Source organism: Vibrio diabolicus (assembly GCF_011801455.1).
Lineage (GTDB): Bacteria > Pseudomonadota > Gammaproteobacteria > Enterobacterales > Vibrionaceae > Vibrio > Vibrio diabolicus.
In genome coordinates, this window is sequence record NZ_CP042451.1 from 284,699 (window position 1) to 300,653 (window position 15,955).

Consider the following 15,955-nt stretch of genomic DNA (forward strand, 5'->3'; position numbering starts at 1 on the left):
AGCCGTGATCTTGGCTCTGAGTGAGTATCGTGTTTCCCGTATTTTGAGGTATAGTACCTCTTTTATCGATAAACAAATAGGCGGCGTAACCATGTCCTTTAGCGATCAAAACCTAATTTGGGTTGATTTAGAGATGACAGGGCTTGATCCTGAAACGCACAAAATCATTGAAATTGCTTCTATTGTCACGGATAGCGAGCTAAATATTTTGGCTGAAGGTCCAGTATTAGCGATTCATCAGCCGGAAGAAGAGCTAGCGAAAATGGACTATTGGTGCACCAATACGCATACGGCAAGCGGCTTGGTGGAACGCGTTCGCAACAGTAAAATCTCAGAACAAGATGCGGTCGCACAAACCATTGAATTCTTAGAAAAATGGGTGCCGAAAGGGGCGTCGCCAATATGTGGTAACAGCATTGGGCAGGATCGTCGCTTCTTGTACAAACACATGCCGGAATTAGAAGAGTTCTTTCATTACCGATATGTTGACGTCAGCACTCTTAAAGAATTGGCGCGTCGTTGGCAACCTGAAGTATTAAATGGGTTCACAAAACAGGGAACACATTTGGCCTTGGACGACATTCGCGAGTCGATTGCAGAACTTAAGTACTATCGTGGTACTATTTTCAAGATTTAACTGTTAAGGTTGCGATCCAAATTGTTGTAATTTATATCGCTTTTGATTGCTTTTTCATCGTTCAGTAAAAAAATAAAGTTTTTTTGAAGGAAGGACTTGCATCACAAAAAAATGCTCTTATAATTCGCAGCCCTAAACAGCGGAAACGTTGTTGATGCGACACTAGCTCAGTTGGTAGAGCGCAACCTTGCCAAGGTTGAGGTCACGAGTTCGAACCTCGTGTGTCGCTCCAGTTTTATAGTTCTCACGGTACTTAACGGTGACACTATACGGACGCGGGGTGGAGCAGCTTGGTAGCTCGTCGGGCTCATAACCCGAAGGTCGTCGGTTCAAATCCGGCCCCCGCAACCAAATTCTATTAATAGCGACTGCTGTTAATATGCGACACTAGCTCAGTTGGTAGAGCGCAACCTTGCCAAGGTTGAGGTCACGAGTTCGAACCTCGTGTGTCGCTCCAGTTTTATAGTTCTCACGGTACTTAACGGTGACACAATACGGACGCGGGGTGGAGCAGCTTGGTAGCTCGTCGGGCTCATAACCCGAAGGTCGTCGGTTCAAATCCGGCCCCCGCAACCAAATTCTATTAATAGCGACTGCTATTAATATGCGACACTAGCTCAGTTGGTAGAGCGCAACCTTGCCAAGGTTGAGGTCACGAGTTCGAACCTCGTGTGTCGCTCCAGTTTTATAGTTCTCACGGTACTTAACGGTGACACAATACGGACGCGGGGTGGAGCAGCTTGGTAGCTCGTCGGGCTCATAACCCGAAGGTCGTCGGTTCAAATCCGGCCCCCGCAACCAAATTCTATCAATAGCGACTGCTGTTGATATGCGACACTAGCTCAGTTGGTAGAGCGCAACCTTGCCAAGGTTGAGGTCACGAGTTCGAACCTCGTGTGTCGCTCCAGTTTTATAGTTCTCACGGTACTTAACGGTGACACAATACGGACGCGGGGTGGAGCAGCTTGGTAGCTCGTCGGGCTCATAACCCGAAGGTCGTCGGTTCAAATCCGGCCCCCGCAACCAAATTCCATTAATAGCGACTGCTGTTAATATGCGACACTAGCTCAGTTGGTAGAGCGCAACCTTGCCAAGGTTGAGGTCACGAGTTCGAACCTCGTGTGTCGCTCCAATATATAGCCCTCATCGTGCTTAACGGTGACGAAATGCGACACTAGCTCAGTTGGTAGAGCGCAACCTTGCCAAGGTTGAGGTCACGAGTTCGAACCTCGTGTGTCGCTCCAATATATAGCCCTCATCGTGCTTAACGGTGACGAAATGCGACACTAGCTCAGTTGGTAGAGCGCAACCTTGCCAAGGTTGAGGTCACGAGTTCGAACCTCGTGTGTCGCTCCAGTTTCTTTTTATAAATGAAAGCAAAGCCTTCATCATCAACAAAGATGAAGCACTCGGACGCGGGGTGGAGCAGCTTGGTAGCTCGTCGGGCTCATAACCCGAAGGTCGTCGGTTCAAATCCGGCCCCCGCAACCAAATACAAGACGATAGATTGAATGCTTATTTATTAGCACAATCCTAAGTCGTCGACGGATGCGCCGCTTGATTCAGTTCCTGCTTCTCGCAACCAATCACATCGCTCTTTTCATAATGCTGCGAAGCATGAATCCCCAAAAACTAAATTTTATCCGCATCATATGATGTCGGACGATTTCGTTTGTGTTTAAAACACGATATGAATCGGCTGGCGTACAAGTATGATGAGGTTCTGCATGTTTTATCTACTTTAATTAACAGAGTTATCCACATACGTCGTTCTGTGGATAAGTTAGTTGATAAAGTGTTTTTAGCTTGACTTTTTGCGATGGATAAGAAAGATCTTTTCGCTGAAGGAAAGTCGAAATAATAACGAAATATTGATTAAGTCTTTGTTAAATAAGAGAAAAATAAGTTTTTTGTCGGATCGGATACGTTAAAATACGATCATTAACTGGTATTTTTTTGATCCTAGTCATTTCTCCAAGCTGTGTTTAACTTTTTTCTGCTAGCTTGTTTTTCTTGAATCTCAAATTTTTTTCCACATTACAAAATTGAGAACAAGGTCATGAATTGAACATGTAAAAGTGCTTTCAATCTCTTGCATATAGACTACGCACTATGCGTCTCTTGGTAGCCCCTTCTCGACGATTCTTATTAAGCGCTGCTTTTTCGTCTCTGTAGATGCTTTATTCTCAATGGGGAGTTGATTCAGTTGCTCGGCCAAAGCCCATTTGATGTGTTCATCAAGTAATTTATTTTCACCTTGTCGACTTTCTAACGCATCAATGACTCGTTGACTGTATTCTGCATTACCAAGTGCGACAGCAATATTACGCAGCCACTGTATATGACCAATGCGACGAATAGCGGAGCCTTCCATATTTTTTAGAAAAGTCGCTTCATCCCAGTTAAACATGTCTACGAGGTCCGGGTTTTTGAAACTATCGCGACGATGGAAATCACTCTGCTCCGTTATGTCGGCGTAGCGATTCCATGGGCAAACCAATTGGCAGTCATCACAGCCATAAATGCGGTTACCCATTGGCTTGCGAAACTCTTCAGGGATCACGCCATCGAACTCGATGGTGAGGTAAGAGATGCAGCGTCTAGCATCAACAACTTTGTCTTCAACGATGGCTTGTGTTGGGCATGAGGTAATGCATGCTTTGCATTTACCGCACTGATCAACGCTTGGTTCGTCAACGGGAAGTGGCAAGTCGATAAGTAACTCGCCTAAAAAGAACCACGAGCCACAGTCTTGATCTAAAATCAGGGAATGTTTCCCTGTCCAGCCTAAGCCTGCTTTTTGGGCGAGTGGTCGCTCCAATATTGGTGCGGAGTCGACGAAAGGTCGGTAACCATACTGACCAACTTCTTGTTCAATAAGTTTGCCAAGTTTATTCAGTTGTTTTCTGACGAGCTTGTGATAATCACGCCCTAATGCATAGCGACTAATATAGGCATGATTTTTATTCGCTAGGTTCGAAGCGAATTGTGCTTCTGGTGGTAGGTAGTCCATCCGAACGCTGATCACACGAACGGTTCCCGGGAGTAGCTCATTGGGTCTAGCTCGCATCATACCGTGACGAGCCATCCAGTTCATTGAGCCGTGATAGCCTGCATCGAGCCATTTTTGCAGGGCGGCTTCATGCTCACTCAGATCAACGTCGCAGATCCCAACTTTTTGGAAGCCGAGCTCTTTTCCCCAAATTTTGATTTGTTGTGCGAGTTGTTCGTAGTTCATGCTAACCACCGGAATAAAAGGGGGGCGGATCTTAACGGATCTCTGGCTTTGGTGCTACCCAGTTAGGGACGTTTTTGATGCTGTGAATACTGCTTATTGAAGTCATTTGCATATATTCTAAATCTAGGTCGATACTAAGGTGATTAAGATACCGTTCCTTGAATACTTTTTTCGCACATATGACATTTGAAAGCTTGTCTCTCAAAACCAACACGGTTTACTATTCCTGTTCTTTTGATTTTTATATAGTCAACGATCATTAGTTAGAGAAGCATCAATGAGCACGAAACAATTCAATTTAAAAGATGAGCACGAAACGGTTGCACTAGGTACCGCTCTGGCTCACCTTTGTTCGCAACAAACCACAATTTATCTGCATGGTGATTTGGGTGCAGGTAAAACAACCTTTAGTCGTGGTTTTGTCCGTGCTCTTGGCCATCAAGGTAACGTGAAAAGCCCAACTTATACTCTAGTCGAACCGTATCAGTTGGATCAGTGGCAAGTGTACCATTTCGATCTTTATCGTCTTGCGGATCCTGAAGAGCTTGAGTTCATGGGGATTCGAGATTACTTCACAGATGATGCAATTTGCTTGGTTGAATGGCCTGAAAAAGGGCATGGTTTGTTGCCACAACCGGATCTTGATGTGAACATTCGCTACCAAGGTGAGCAGCGTGTAGCCGAACTAACAGCTAATAATGATTATGGTGTGCAGTTACTCAGTCGATTGGAGCTATGTTGAGTTTTTCAAATTTTAGAGTAGTGGCGACGTTTGTCGCCACTTTTCTCCTTCTCATCCCCAATTTAGCATTTGCTAACGTCGTTAAGAGTTTTCGAGTTTGGCCTTCTCCTGATGAAACGCGTGTTGTCATCGATTTAGGCTCGGAAGCTGACTATTCCTATTTCTCTTTATCCGGACCGGATCGTCTTGTCGTGGATTTAAAAAGCACGACCATGCAGGCCAAACTGCCTGTTACTGTTACGGACAGCCCGGTTTTAAAGCTAGTTCGAAAAAGCTCTCCGCCAGAGAAGGGCACCTACCGTTTGGTGTTTGAACTGAAAAAGAGCGTTCAAGCGGAATTGTTTAAATTAAGCCCAACACCTGGCGGGCAATATGGTCACCGTTTGGTGATTGACCTGCCGCACGGTAAGAAAGCATCGACTTCAGCTTCTAAACCGAGCAAGCCAGCGGCGACCAGCAAAGACATGAGTTCAGTTCAACGAGCTCAAGAAGTCTTGATCGTTATCGACCCTGGTCACGGTGGTGAAGATCCTGGCTCTATTGGCCCTTCACGCCGTAAGTACGAGAAAGACGCGGTATTGAGTATCTCAAGAAAAATTGCTGCTCAGCTCGATGCTACGCCTGGGATTAAAACGCGTATGACACGTACCGGAGATTACTTTGTGAATCTAAACCGTCGTGTAGCCATTGCCCGTGAAAATGATGCGCACTTACTGATTTCCATTCACGCTGATGCGTTTACCTCACCGAAGCCTCGCGGAGGTTCGGTTTTCGTGCTGAATACCCGTCGTGCAAATACTGAAATTGCTCGCTGGGTTGAGAACCATGAGAAACAATCTGAAATATTAGGTGGTTCGGGTAATGCGTTCTTCACTAAGACCAAAGATCGTAACGTGAACCAAACTTTGTTGGACTTGCAGTTTAGTCATTCACAAAAAGAAGGGTATAAGCTGGCAACAGAAATCCTTGGTGAGATGGGACGTGTTGCGCACCTGCATAACACCAAACCGATTAATACTAGCCTTGCTGTTTTACGCTCTCCGCAGATTCCGTCTGTATTAGTGGAAACGGGCTTTATTTCTAACCCAACAGAAGAGCGGTTGCTGTTTCAACGAGCGCACCAAGATAAGTTAGCTCAGGCGATCACTAAGGCGGTCGTTAAGTACTTAAAAGATAATCCACCAGAGGGTACGGTATTCTCGCCTTCAGCGAAGCCAATAGTGCATACCGTAAAACGTGGCGAGTCGTTATCGGTGATTGCGAATAAATATGGGCTTAGCTCTAAAGCGCTGATGTCGGCAAACAACTTGAAGTCGACTGGATTAGCAATTGGTCAGAAGCTCAAAATCCCTTCTGCTGGCACGATTAAAGTACCAAGTAAACCGATTACTGTTGAGACAGAAACCATCATTCATAAGGTTAAGTCAGGTGAGTTCTTAGGTAAGATTGCGAGTCACTATAAAGTGAAGGTTTCAGATATCCGCCGTGAGAACAACTTGAAGTCAGATACCTTGTGGGTAGGACAAAAGTTGAAGATAACCGTTGCTGTCAAAGATAAGCCGATCCGTAAGCACAAAGTTTCTCGAGGTGAATACCTTGGTAAAATAGCGTCCAAATACGGCGTCAGCGTTTCGAATATTCGTAAAGCGAACAACTTACGCTCTGATCAGCTGGCGGTTGGGCAAGTTCTTATCATTCCAAACAAGTAGGTGAGCTTTTAACTCATTATGACGATTAAAATTTTGCCAGCTAGACTTGCAAACCAAATTGCAGCAGGGGAAGTGGTCGAAAGACCCGCCTCTGTAATTAAAGAACTGGTTGAAAATAGTCTTGATTCTGGCGCAACTCGAATCGATATTGATATCGAGAAAGGAGGCGCAAAGCTGATTCGTGTTCGTGATAACGGCAAAGGTATCGCGAAAGATGAACTCGGCTTGGCGCTCAGTCGTCATGCTACATCTAAGATACATACCTTGGATGATCTTGAAGCCATCATGAGTCTAGGTTTTCGCGGTGAAGCGTTAGCCAGTATTAGCTCAGTCTCGCGTTTGACGCTCACATCGCGTCCTGCGGCACAAGAAGAAGCCTGGAGTGCCTACTCCGAAGGGCGTGATATGCAGGTGAAGCTTAAGCCTGCAGCGCACCCGATTGGTACGACTGTTGAGGTGTTGGATTTATTTTTTAATACTCCAGCGCGTCGCAAATTTCTTCGTACGGAGAAAACCGAATTTGCTCATATTGATGAGTTATTGAAACGCATTGCGTTAAGTCGCTTTGATGTCACCATCAATGTGCGTCATAACGGCAAGATCATCCGTCAATATCGCGCGGCGAAAAATCAGCTTCAAACCGAAAAACGTATTGCAGCTGTCTGCGGTAATGCGTTTGTGCGGCATATGCTCAGAATCGAGCTTAAGCATCAAGGGTTAAAGCTACATGGTTGGATTACCACTCCAGAGGGAGCAAGGCAGCAAAGCGATTTACAGTATTGCTATGTGAATGGCCGAATGATGCGTGACAAATTAATCAATCACGCGATTCGTCAAAGCTATGAAATGAGCTTAAAGCCAGATCAGTTCGCTGCCTATGTGCTCTTTATTGAGTTAGACCCACACCAAGTGGATGTGAATGTCCACCCCGCTAAGCATGAAGTGCGCTTTCACCAAGCTCGTTTAGTGCATGATTTCATCTATCAAGCTTTGGCGGATGCACTTGCGCAAAGCGCCGTGATTGATAAACCACAGGTTAATGAATCGGCATTTCATCGTGTGGAACCGAATGAGTCCGAAGAGGTTGAGCATTCGCCTGCGCCTGAAAAAATGCAAAGGCCGACACCTTCACCAGTTCCAGAGCGTGTTTATCAAGCGATAGAGAGTACACCGGCTTATCCTGGACGCAGTGATTATGAAGTTAAACCTCGCGATCGCAGTCCTAGGGATACTTCCGTGCGAGAAGCTCGCGTTGCGGACTCGTTCAAGCGTACTGATTGGGTGGAATCCAAACCCGCACCAAAGCCAAGTCACAGTAAAGAGCGCCACGTAGAACCAGCCCCAACTAAACAAGAAGTACGCGCTTATCACGAGCTGTTGAAAACGCCAGAGTTTGAGTCTCAACCCGTAACGCCGATAGAGCCCCAAAAGGCAACTTCGAATGCATCACTTCCATCGATTAATGCATTAGGCAAAGCGCTAGTGATGGTCGATGAGCAATTTGTTTTGATGAGCAGTGACAGTGGGGCGGCGTTAGTCTCGTTACCTAGAGCGGAATTTTATCGTGTAAAAGGGCAGCTCACTCCAAGCGATGGCGCGCTTAAAGCACAGCCTCTACTCGTTCCTCTATCTATTAAGTTAGAGGCCGAGTTAGTGAAGCTGGCTCAAGATTATCAACAAGATTTGGCGTTACTTGGCATTCAATTGAAAGCGAGAAATGAGCAAGCCTTAATGGTGATGGGCGTTCCCGCGCCGCTACGTCAACAAAACTTACAAAATCTAGTACCAGATCTGTTATCTTACGCGCAATCTTGTGTGAAGGAAGGTATAGCAACAGCTCAGATGCTGTCTGAGTTGATAGATTGGCTCGCATTGCAGGTCACGACAGTGAAGAGTCACTATACTTTTTCTGAAGCAATTCAAATTATTGCGGAACTTGAACAGCTAAGAGATGGTCAATTGCCATTAGAAGATACAAAATTTGTATCCGCTGTTGATTTCTCTGCCACGATAGCCAAATTAAAACCATGACAGATAAACTACCTTTGGCGCTATTTTTAATGGGGCCAACTGCATCAGGCAAAACTGAGTTGGCGATTCGTCTTCGTCAAAAGTTCCCGGTTGAGATCATCAGTGTTGATTCTGCTTTGATCTATAAAGGGATGGATATCGGTACGGCGAAACCGGATGAAAAAGAGTTAAGTTTAGCGCCTCATCGCTTGATTGATATTTTGGATCCGAGCGAATCTTACTCTGTAGCCGACTTTCGTCGTGATGCATTGAAAGCGATGGATGATATTGTTGCAGAAGGAAAAATTCCACTCTTAGTGGGTGGGACAATGCTGTATTATAAGGCGCTACTTGAAGGTTTATCCCCACTTCCTGCTGCAAATCCTGAAATTCGTCAGCAAATTGAACAAGAAGCATTGACTAAAGGTTGGTCAGTGTTGCACGATGAACTCAAAGAGGTTGATCCTGTGTCAGCAGCGAGAATCCATCCCAATGATCCCCAACGTTTATCTCGGGCATTGGAAGTTTTTCGTATTTCAGGTAAAACTTTGACTGAATTGACTCAAACGAAAGGTGAAAGCCTGCCATACCGAGTCAAGCAGTTTGCAATAGCTCCCAAGGATAGGGCAGAACTTCACCGTCGAATTGAACTTCGTTTCGAAAAGATGATGGAAGCGGGCTTTGAAGAAGAAATGAAAGCGCTACATTCGCGAAAAGATCTTCACCCCGATCTTCCTTCCATACGATGCGTCGGTTACCGACAGATGTGGGAGTATTTAGATGGGGAGTGTACACGTGACGAAGCAGTATTTCGTGGCGTATGCGCGACTCGTCAATTGGCCAAGCGTCAAATCACCTGGTTACGCAGCTGGGATGACTTAACTTGGTTGGATAGCGAGAACATTGAACAGGCATTAGAAACGATGTCGGAAGCAATAGCATCTGATTGACATAGCTGTGTATAATGTGATCGTTTTTGCGTGAACGCACTCTCAAAGGATCTGTTGTTGGCGGTTTTTATACTATGCTGCTAATTACTTAGAGTGCATTTTTGATTCGTTTAGCTCAGATGCAAAAGCAGTATCTTTTGCATTGCACCACTAGCTAAATAATTACAACTACAAATTAAATAAGGAAAATAAAATGGCTAAGGGGCAATCTCTACAAGACCCATTTCTAAACGCGCTACGTCGTGAGCGTATCCCGGTATCTATCTACCTTGTGAATGGTATTAAACTACAAGGTCAGATCGAATCATTCGATCAATTTGTGATCCTGCTGAAGAATACTGTTAACCAAATGGTGTACAAGCACGCGATCTCAACAGTTGTGCCGGCTCGTCCAGTGAGCCATCACAGCGGTGAACGTCCACAAGGTGAGCGTCCACAAGAGAAATCAGAAGATTAATTCTTCATCGAGTATTTTTAAAATAAGGAGTTGATTGCTTGTTTGACCGTTATGAATCCGGTGAGCGAGCCGTACTTGTTCATATCAACTTCACGCAAGAAGGTGAATGGGAAGATCTGGCTGAGTTCGAAATGCTGGTTTCTTCTGCTGGGGTAGAGGCGCTACAAGTGGTAACTGGTAGTCGTCAATCCCCACACCCGAAATACTATGTCGGAGAGGGTAAGGCCCAAGAGATTGCTACTGCGGTACAGTCGACAGGTGCCGAAATTGTGATTTTTAATCACGCCCTCTCTCCTGCCCAAGAACGTAACCTCGAAGCACTGTGCCAATGTCGAGTTCTCGACCGCACTGGTCTTATTCTCGATATCTTTGCTCAACGAGCTCGAACACACGAAGGTAAGCTACAGGTAGAGCTGGCTCAACTTCGTCATATCTCTACTCGTTTGATTCGTGGTTGGACGCACCTTGAAAGGCAGAAAGGGGGTATCGGTTTACGTGGCCCGGGTGAAACCCAGCTGGAAACCGACCGTCGCTTATTGCGTGACAGAATCAAAGCCATCCTGCGACGCTTAGACAAAGTAGCGAAGCAGCGTGAACAAGGGCGCCGCGCCCGAAATCGAGCTGAAATCCCAACGGTTTCACTTGTGGGTTACACCAACGCGGGTAAGTCGACACTCTTCAACCGTATTACAGAAGCTGGCGTGTATGCCGCTGATCAACTATTTGCTACTTTGGACCCGACTTTACGTAAGATAGAGTTAGCAGATGTTGGGCCTGCCATTTTGGCAGACACGGTTGGTTTTATTCGACACTTGCCTCACGACTTGGTTGCGGCCTTCAAGGCAACCTTGCAGGAAACGCAAGAAGCTGACATTTTGTTACATGTTGTTGATGCCAGTGATGAGCGTTTTCGTGAGAATATTCAAGCTGTTCATGAAGTACTAGAAGAGATCGACGCACATGAAGTGCCGACTCTGGTTGTCATGAACAAAATCGACAATCTAGATTCGCAGAAACCACATATAGAACGAGACGAGGAAGGCGTACCTCGCGCAGTTTGGGTTTCAGCAATGGATGGGTTGGGCATTGATGTCCTGTTTGAGGCACTGACGGAACGTCTGGCGTCACAAATGGTCGAGCATCAGTTGCGAATTCCTCCACAGTATCAAGGACGATTCCGTAGTACCTTCTTCCAAATGAAGTGTATTCAACGTGAGGAATATGACCAGGATGGTAACTTGTTGATCGATATTCGAATGCAGCAAGTAGATTGGTCTAGACTTGAAAAAAGAGAAGGGGCAGTTTTGACTGGCTTTATAGTCACTTAAAGGACTGCTACAGTATAACGTCATATCAAATGATGGAGCTTTCTAATGGCGTGGAATGAGCCTGGAAATAACAACGGCAACAATGGCCGCGATAATGACCCTTGGGGTAATAATAATCGTGGTGGCCAGCGTCCTGGTGGCCGAGATCAAGGTCCGCCAGATTTAGATGAAGTGTTCAATAAACTGAGTCAAAAACTGGGTGGCAAGTTTGGTAAAAAAGACGGCGGTGGTTCTCCAATCGGCGGCGGTGGTGGTAGTGCAATTGGCTTTGGCGTGATTGCTCTTATTGCTGTTGCAGTTTGGTTCTTCGCTGGTTTTTACACCATCGGTGAAGCAGAGCGTGGTGTTGTGCTGCGTTTAGGTAAATACGATCGTATCGTAGACCCAGGCCTTAACTGGCGCCCTCGTTTTATTGATGAATACGAAGCGGTAAACGTACAAGCGATTCGTTCACTACGTGCATCTGGTCTAATGCTGACTAAAGATGAAAACGTCGTAACAGTCGCGATGGATGTTCAGTACCGAGTGACTGACCCGTACAAATACTTGTACCGTGTAACCAATGCAGACGATAGCTTGCGTCAAGCAACGGATTCTGCACTACGTGCAGTAATTGGTGACTCATTGATGGATAGCATTCTAACCAGTGGTCGTCAGCAAATTCGTCAAACTACGCAAGAAACACTGAACCAAATCATTGATAGCTATGATATGGGTCTGGTACTTGTTGACGTAAACTTCCAGTCTGCGCGTCCACCAGAGCAAGTGAAAGATGCGTTTGATGATGCAATCGCAGCTCGTGAGGATGAAGAGCGTTTCATCCGTGAAGCTGAAGCATACAAGAACGAAATCTTGCCGAAGGCAACGGGTCGTGCTGAACGTTTGAAGAAAGAAGCACAAGGTTACAATGAGCGTGTCACTAACGAGGCTCTTGGTCAGGTAGCACAGTTCGAAAAACTACTACCAGAATACCAAGCGGCACCAGGTGTAACGCGTGACCGTCTGTACATTGACGCAATGGAAGAGGTGTACTCAAGCACTTCGAAAGTGTTGATTGACTCTGAATCAAGCGGCAATCTTCTGTACCTTCCAATCGATAAGTTGGCGGGCCAAGAAGGTCAGGCAGACACAAAACGTAAATCGAAGTCATCTTCAACCTACGATCAAATTCAACTGGAGTCTGAGCGTACACAAGAAGACACTTCGAACACGCAGTCTCGTTCAACAGGTTCACGTCAAGGGAGATACTAAGAATGCGTAAGTTAATGATCCCTGTATTGGTAATCGCACTGGCATTAATGTTGATGTCTTTGTTTGTGATTCCTGAAGGTGAGCGCGGTATCGTGGTTCGATTTGGTCGTGTTCTTAAAGACAACAACGACATCACTCGAATTTACGAACCTGGTTTGCATTTCAAGATGCCTCTGTTTGACCGTGTGAAACAACTTGATGCACGTATCCAAACGATGGATGGCCGTGCAGACCGTTTCGTAACGTCTGAGAAAAAAGACGTTATTATTGATACCTACGTGAAGTGGCGTATTGAAGACTTTGGTCGTTACTACCTAGCAACAGGCGGTGGTAATTCGCTAACGGCGGAGGCACTACTTGAGCGTAAAGTAACAGATGTGCTTCGTTCTGAAATCGGTGCTCGTGAAATCAAACAGATTGTATCTGGTCCACGTAACGATGATGTACTACCAGAAGATGCAAGTGCAGATGTTGTCGCAACTGAAGCGGCACGTGAAGCGCTTGAGATTGATGGTGAACGTGACCTAATTATGTCTGAAGTATTGAAAGACACGCGTGAAAGCGCGATGAAAGACTTAGGTGTTCGTGTTGTTGATTTCCGCATGAAGAAAATCAACCTGCCTGATGAAATCAGTGAGTCTATCTACCGCCGTATGCGTGCAGAGCGTGAGTCTGTAGCTCGTAAGCACCGTTCTCAAGGTCGTGAGAAAGCGGAAGTTATTCGTGCTCAAGCTGAGCTAGAAGTGGCAACCATTCTAGCTGAAGCTGATAAGACTGCTCGTGTAACACGAGGTGAGGCGGATGCTGAAGCTGCGAAGATTTATGCTGAAGCATACAACAAAGACCCTGAATTCTTTAGCTTCCTACGTTCGCTACGTGCGTATGAGAAGTCCTTCAGCTCTAAGAGCGATATCCTGGTACTTGATCCGAAGAGTGAGTTCTTCCAATACATGAACCAGTCGAAGGGCGGCATGGAGAAATAATCTCAGCGTCAAATGAAACACAAGGCTCCTTAGGGAGCCTTTTTTGTATCTGATGCTAAGTGCTAGCTCATCATTATGGCGATTACGGCTCCAGCAACTACTAGGCAGCCACCGATGCGTCGTAGCTGATTGTTGGGCTGTTCACTTAATTGAGCCACCATATTCCGCCAACCGTTTGGAGCAATGAGTGGTCCAATGCCTTCCACGATCAAGACGAGCCCAATCGCCAACCATATGGATTCAGACATACCGCTTTCCAGTCGAATAAAGAAAACTAAATACTATCAGTGATATGCTGATTTCAAAATGAGCAAAGCAGCAAGATGACATTCTGGTAGCAACTCTGTGAACAAAAAATGACTGCAAGAAGCGTGATTCGGTGCTAGAATCCATTTTTAACTAGCAATCAGACTTGGAAAGATGGGAAATAACGTAGTCGTTCTAGGCACCCAATGGGGTGACGAAGGTAAAGGTAAAATCGTAGACCTTTTAACTGAAGATGCAAAATACGTGGTACGCTACCAAGGCGGTCACAACGCAGGTCATACTCTCGTAATTGACGGTGAAAAAACCGTTCTTCACTTAATTCCATCAGGTATCCTTCGCGATAACGTAAAATGTGTTATCGGTAACGGTGTTGTACTATCACCTGAAGCTCTACTTAAAGAAATGAAACCTCTTGAAGAGCGCGGTATTCCAGTACGCGAGCGTCTTTTCATTTCTGAAGCATGTCCGCTAATTCTTCCTTACCACGTTGCAATGGACCAAGCTCGCGAAATCGCTCGCGGTAAAAAAGCTATCGGTACAACAGGTCGTGGTATCGGTCCAGCATACGAAGATAAAGTTGCTCGTCGCGGTCTACGCGTTGGCGACCTATTCGATATGGAATCGTTCGCTGAGAAGCTAAAAGAAGTCATGGAGTTCCATAACTTCCAACTCGTTAACTTCTACAAAGCGGAACCAGTAAGCTACGAAGCTGTGCTTGAAGAAGCAAAAGGCTACGCAGAGCTACTTACTTCAATGGTTATCGACGTAACTGACGAACTAGACGCAGCACGTAAGCGCGGCGATAAGATCATGTTCGAAGGTGCACAAGGTACGCTACTTGATATCGACCACGGTACTTACCCATACGTAACGTCTTCTAACACGACTGCTGGTGGTGTTGCTGCAGGTTCAGGTTTTGGTCCTCGTCACATCGGTTACATCTTGGGTATCGCGAAAGCGTACTGTACTCGCGTTGGTGCAGGTCCATTCCCGACAGAACTATACGATGGTCTAGATAAGCAAGATCCAATTGGTAAGCACTTAGGTGAAGTTGGCCACGAGTTCGGTGCGACAACTGGTCGTCTACGCCGTACAGGTTGGTTCGATGCTGTTGCTATGCGTCGTGCAATCCAAATCAACTCTGTATCTGGTTTCTGTCTAACTAAACTAGACGTACTAGATGGTCTAGAAGAGCTAAAAATCTGTACTGGTTACAAGATGGAAGATGGCTCTGTGCTAGAAGTTTCTCCGATGGCTGCTGAAGCATTCGAAAAAGCAACGCCAATCTACGAAACAATGCCTGGTTGGTCTGAGAACACATTCGGTGCTAAAGCGCTAGAAGATCTACCACAAGCGGCTCTTAACTACATCAAGCGTATTGAAGAGTTAACAGGTGTGCCTGTAGATATCATTTCAACAGGTCCTGACCGCAACGAAACTATCATCAAGGTTCATCCATTCGAAGCTTAATTGATAGTCGTTAAAGATTGCAAAAGCCGACCTTCTGGTCGGCTTTTTTGTATCTGAACAAAAACGGCAGTGATTCTCATATGGCAAATTTTCGCCGCTGAGTCTAAGTCAGAGGCAAAAATTGTCTAAAGCTTAGCTGGTTTTTGCCGATAAGGTTATCAAGCAGAGGAGATCCTTCATCGATCTTTGGTTTCTTAGATACCTTAAAGAGTACGTTTATGAAGTTACGAACAGTGGCTGCTTCACTGTTATTGACCTTGGTAGCTACCACAGCGAAAGCCAATGTTGCTGATGTGGGGGCGCCAGTTCCTATCTACACCGAAGCAGAGCTGATAAAGCTTATTGAGCAAAATAAGCACTTACAACGTGTGCGCGCTGATAACTGCCAGCTGGTGGAGGATATCGTTGCTCGTGCGACTCGAATTAACTTACCCGCTTATGAATTTCTATACGGAGATATGTTGGCTTGGGGTGTGTGTGTTGAGCAAGATGTCGAACTGGGTCTTTACTACATAGAAAATGCAGCACATCAAGGATTACCAGCCGCGCTAGAGCAGATTGGTCGATACTATTCGCGTGGCACTTTAGTGCAGCAAGATAAAGAGCGAGCGATTCCTTACTTGCGAGAAGCCGCCTCAATGGGAAACCTAAATGCGCGTATTCATTTAGCCGAATTACTCCTGCGTGATTACGGCAGCCCACTTGATTACGAAGATGCGTATCGTTGGCTATATAACTCTGTCACAGCAGATAAGCGGCAGCATAAGCGCATCACTGTATTGAGAAATGGCCTCGAGCAGCGCATGCCACAAAACGTTATTGCTCGAGCTAAAAGGCGAGACACCTTTTGGTAACGTCCTATCAAGGCAAACAACTTCATACAACAAAGCTCACATAATGTGGGCTTTGTTGT

At 45.8% G+C, this 15,955-nt stretch carries 13 protein-coding genes and 12 tRNA genes; 23 read left to right on the top strand and 2 right to left on the bottom strand.

The annotated features are described in order from the left end of the window. Positions 1-91 precede the first annotated feature (91 nt). The 13 genes from orn (at position 92) to FR741_RS01415 (ending at position 2,128) form a co-directional block, all read left to right on the top strand. Complete coding sequence (gene orn, locus FR741_RS01355; protein ID WP_167426172.1) at positions 92-637, top strand: oligoribonuclease; 546 nt, start codon at positions 92-94, stop codon at positions 635-637. Positions 638-793: 156 nt separating this feature from the next. Further along, a tRNA-Gly gene (locus tag FR741_RS01360) sits at positions 794-869 on the top strand. 42 nt (positions 870-911) lie between these two features. Next, a tRNA-Met gene (locus FR741_RS01365) sits at positions 912-988 on the top strand. Positions 989-1,018: 30 nt separating this feature from the next. Beyond that, a tRNA-Gly gene (locus tag FR741_RS01370) sits at positions 1,019-1,094 on the top strand. A gap of 42 nt (positions 1,095-1,136) precedes the next feature. Next, positions 1,137-1,213, top strand: a tRNA-Met gene (locus FR741_RS01375). A 30-nt stretch (positions 1,214-1,243) separates the two neighbouring features. Beyond that, positions 1,244-1,319 (top strand) — tRNA-Gly (locus FR741_RS01380). 42 nt (positions 1,320-1,361) lie between these two features. Then, positions 1,362-1,438: transfer RNA gene (locus tag FR741_RS01385), tRNA-Met, on the top strand. A gap of 30 nt (positions 1,439-1,468) precedes the next feature. After that, positions 1,469-1,544 (top strand) — tRNA-Gly (locus FR741_RS01390). A 42-nt stretch (positions 1,545-1,586) separates the two neighbouring features. After that, positions 1,587-1,663, top strand: a tRNA-Met gene (locus FR741_RS01395). 30 nt (positions 1,664-1,693) lie between these two features. Continuing rightward, positions 1,694-1,769: transfer RNA gene (locus FR741_RS01400), tRNA-Gly, on the top strand. Positions 1,770-1,805: 36 nt separating this feature from the next. Beyond that, positions 1,806-1,881, top strand: a tRNA-Gly gene (locus FR741_RS01405). 36 nt (positions 1,882-1,917) lie between these two features. Continuing rightward, positions 1,918-1,993 (top strand) — tRNA-Gly (locus FR741_RS01410). Positions 1,994-2,051: 58 nt separating this feature from the next. After that, positions 2,052-2,128: transfer RNA gene (locus FR741_RS01415), tRNA-Met, on the top strand. Between the two features lie 619 nt (positions 2,129-2,747). Here the strand turns inward: FR741_RS01415 and queG are convergent. After that, on the bottom strand, positions 2,748-3,875 hold the full coding sequence (queG, locus tag FR741_RS01420) for a tRNA epoxyqueuosine(34) reductase QueG (protein ID WP_167426173.1): 1,128 nt from the start codon (positions 3,873-3,875) through the stop codon (positions 2,748-2,750). 277 nt (positions 3,876-4,152) lie between these two features. Between queG and tsaE the strand changes: the two genes are divergently transcribed. The 8 genes from tsaE to hflC all read left to right on the top strand — a co-directional run bounded on the left by tsaE (position 4,153) and on the right by hflC (position 13,305). Further along, on the top strand, positions 4,153-4,617 hold the full coding sequence (gene tsaE, locus FR741_RS01425; protein WP_005395381.1) for a tRNA (adenosine(37)-N6)-threonylcarbamoyltransferase complex ATPase subunit type 1 TsaE: 465 nt from the start codon (positions 4,153-4,155) through the stop codon (positions 4,615-4,617). Beyond that, the gene (locus tag FR741_RS01430) at positions 4,611-6,326 is read left to right on the top strand and encodes a LysM peptidoglycan-binding domain-containing protein (protein WP_167426174.1); all 1,716 of its coding nucleotides are present in this window, start codon (positions 4,611-4,613) and stop codon (positions 6,324-6,326) included. Before tsaE ends, FR741_RS01430 begins: the two co-directional genes overlap by 7 nt. Before the next feature lie 18 nt (positions 6,327-6,344). Next, positions 6,345-8,357, top strand: coding sequence for a DNA mismatch repair endonuclease MutL (gene mutL / locus FR741_RS01435; protein ID WP_167426175.1), 2,013 nt, complete (start codon positions 6,345-6,347; stop codon positions 8,355-8,357). Further along, the gene (gene miaA / locus FR741_RS01440) at positions 8,354-9,286 is read left to right on the top strand and encodes a tRNA (adenosine(37)-N6)-dimethylallyltransferase MiaA (protein ID WP_005395375.1); all 933 of its coding nucleotides are present in this window, start codon (positions 8,354-8,356) and stop codon (positions 9,284-9,286) included. Before mutL ends, miaA begins: the two co-directional genes overlap by 4 nt. 193 nt (positions 9,287-9,479) lie before the next feature. Continuing rightward, on the top strand, positions 9,480-9,743 hold the full coding sequence (hfq, locus tag FR741_RS01445) for an RNA chaperone Hfq (protein WP_005381379.1): 264 nt from the start codon (positions 9,480-9,482) through the stop codon (positions 9,741-9,743). A 38-nt stretch (positions 9,744-9,781) separates the two neighbouring features. Next, the gene (hflX, locus tag FR741_RS01450; RefSeq protein ID WP_167426176.1) at positions 9,782-11,071 is read left to right on the top strand and encodes a ribosome rescue GTPase HflX; all 1,290 of its coding nucleotides are present in this window, start codon (positions 9,782-9,784) and stop codon (positions 11,069-11,071) included. A 45-nt stretch (positions 11,072-11,116) separates the two neighbouring features. Further along, a complete protein-coding gene (gene hflK, locus FR741_RS01455) occupies positions 11,117-12,322 on the top strand; it encodes an FtsH protease activity modulator HflK (protein WP_167426177.1) in 1,206 nt (401 codons plus the stop codon). A 2-nt stretch (positions 12,323-12,324) separates the two neighbouring features. After that, positions 12,325-13,305, top strand: coding sequence for a protease modulator HflC (gene hflC / locus FR741_RS01460; protein ID WP_005395373.1), 981 nt, complete (start codon positions 12,325-12,327; stop codon positions 13,303-13,305). A 62-nt stretch (positions 13,306-13,367) separates the two neighbouring features. On the opposite strand, the gene FR741_RS01465 is transcribed toward hflC, so the two are convergent. Next, positions 13,368-13,553 (bottom strand): DUF2065 domain-containing protein, encoded by a 186-nt coding sequence (locus FR741_RS01465; RefSeq protein ID WP_005381383.1) that lies wholly within the window; start codon positions 13,551-13,553, stop codon positions 13,368-13,370. Between the two features lie 172 nt (positions 13,554-13,725). On the opposite strand from FR741_RS01465, the gene FR741_RS01470 reads away from it, so the two are divergent. Beyond that, positions 13,726-15,042 (top strand): adenylosuccinate synthase, encoded by a 1,317-nt coding sequence (locus FR741_RS01470; protein ID WP_005395372.1) that lies wholly within the window; start codon positions 13,726-13,728, stop codon positions 15,040-15,042. Between the two features lie 218 nt (positions 15,043-15,260). Beyond that, entirely contained in the window at positions 15,261-15,896 is a 636-nt protein-coding gene (motX, locus tag FR741_RS01475; protein WP_005387944.1) for a flagellar protein MotX, read from the top strand. The last annotated feature ends 59 nt before the right edge of the window (positions 15,897-15,955 follow it).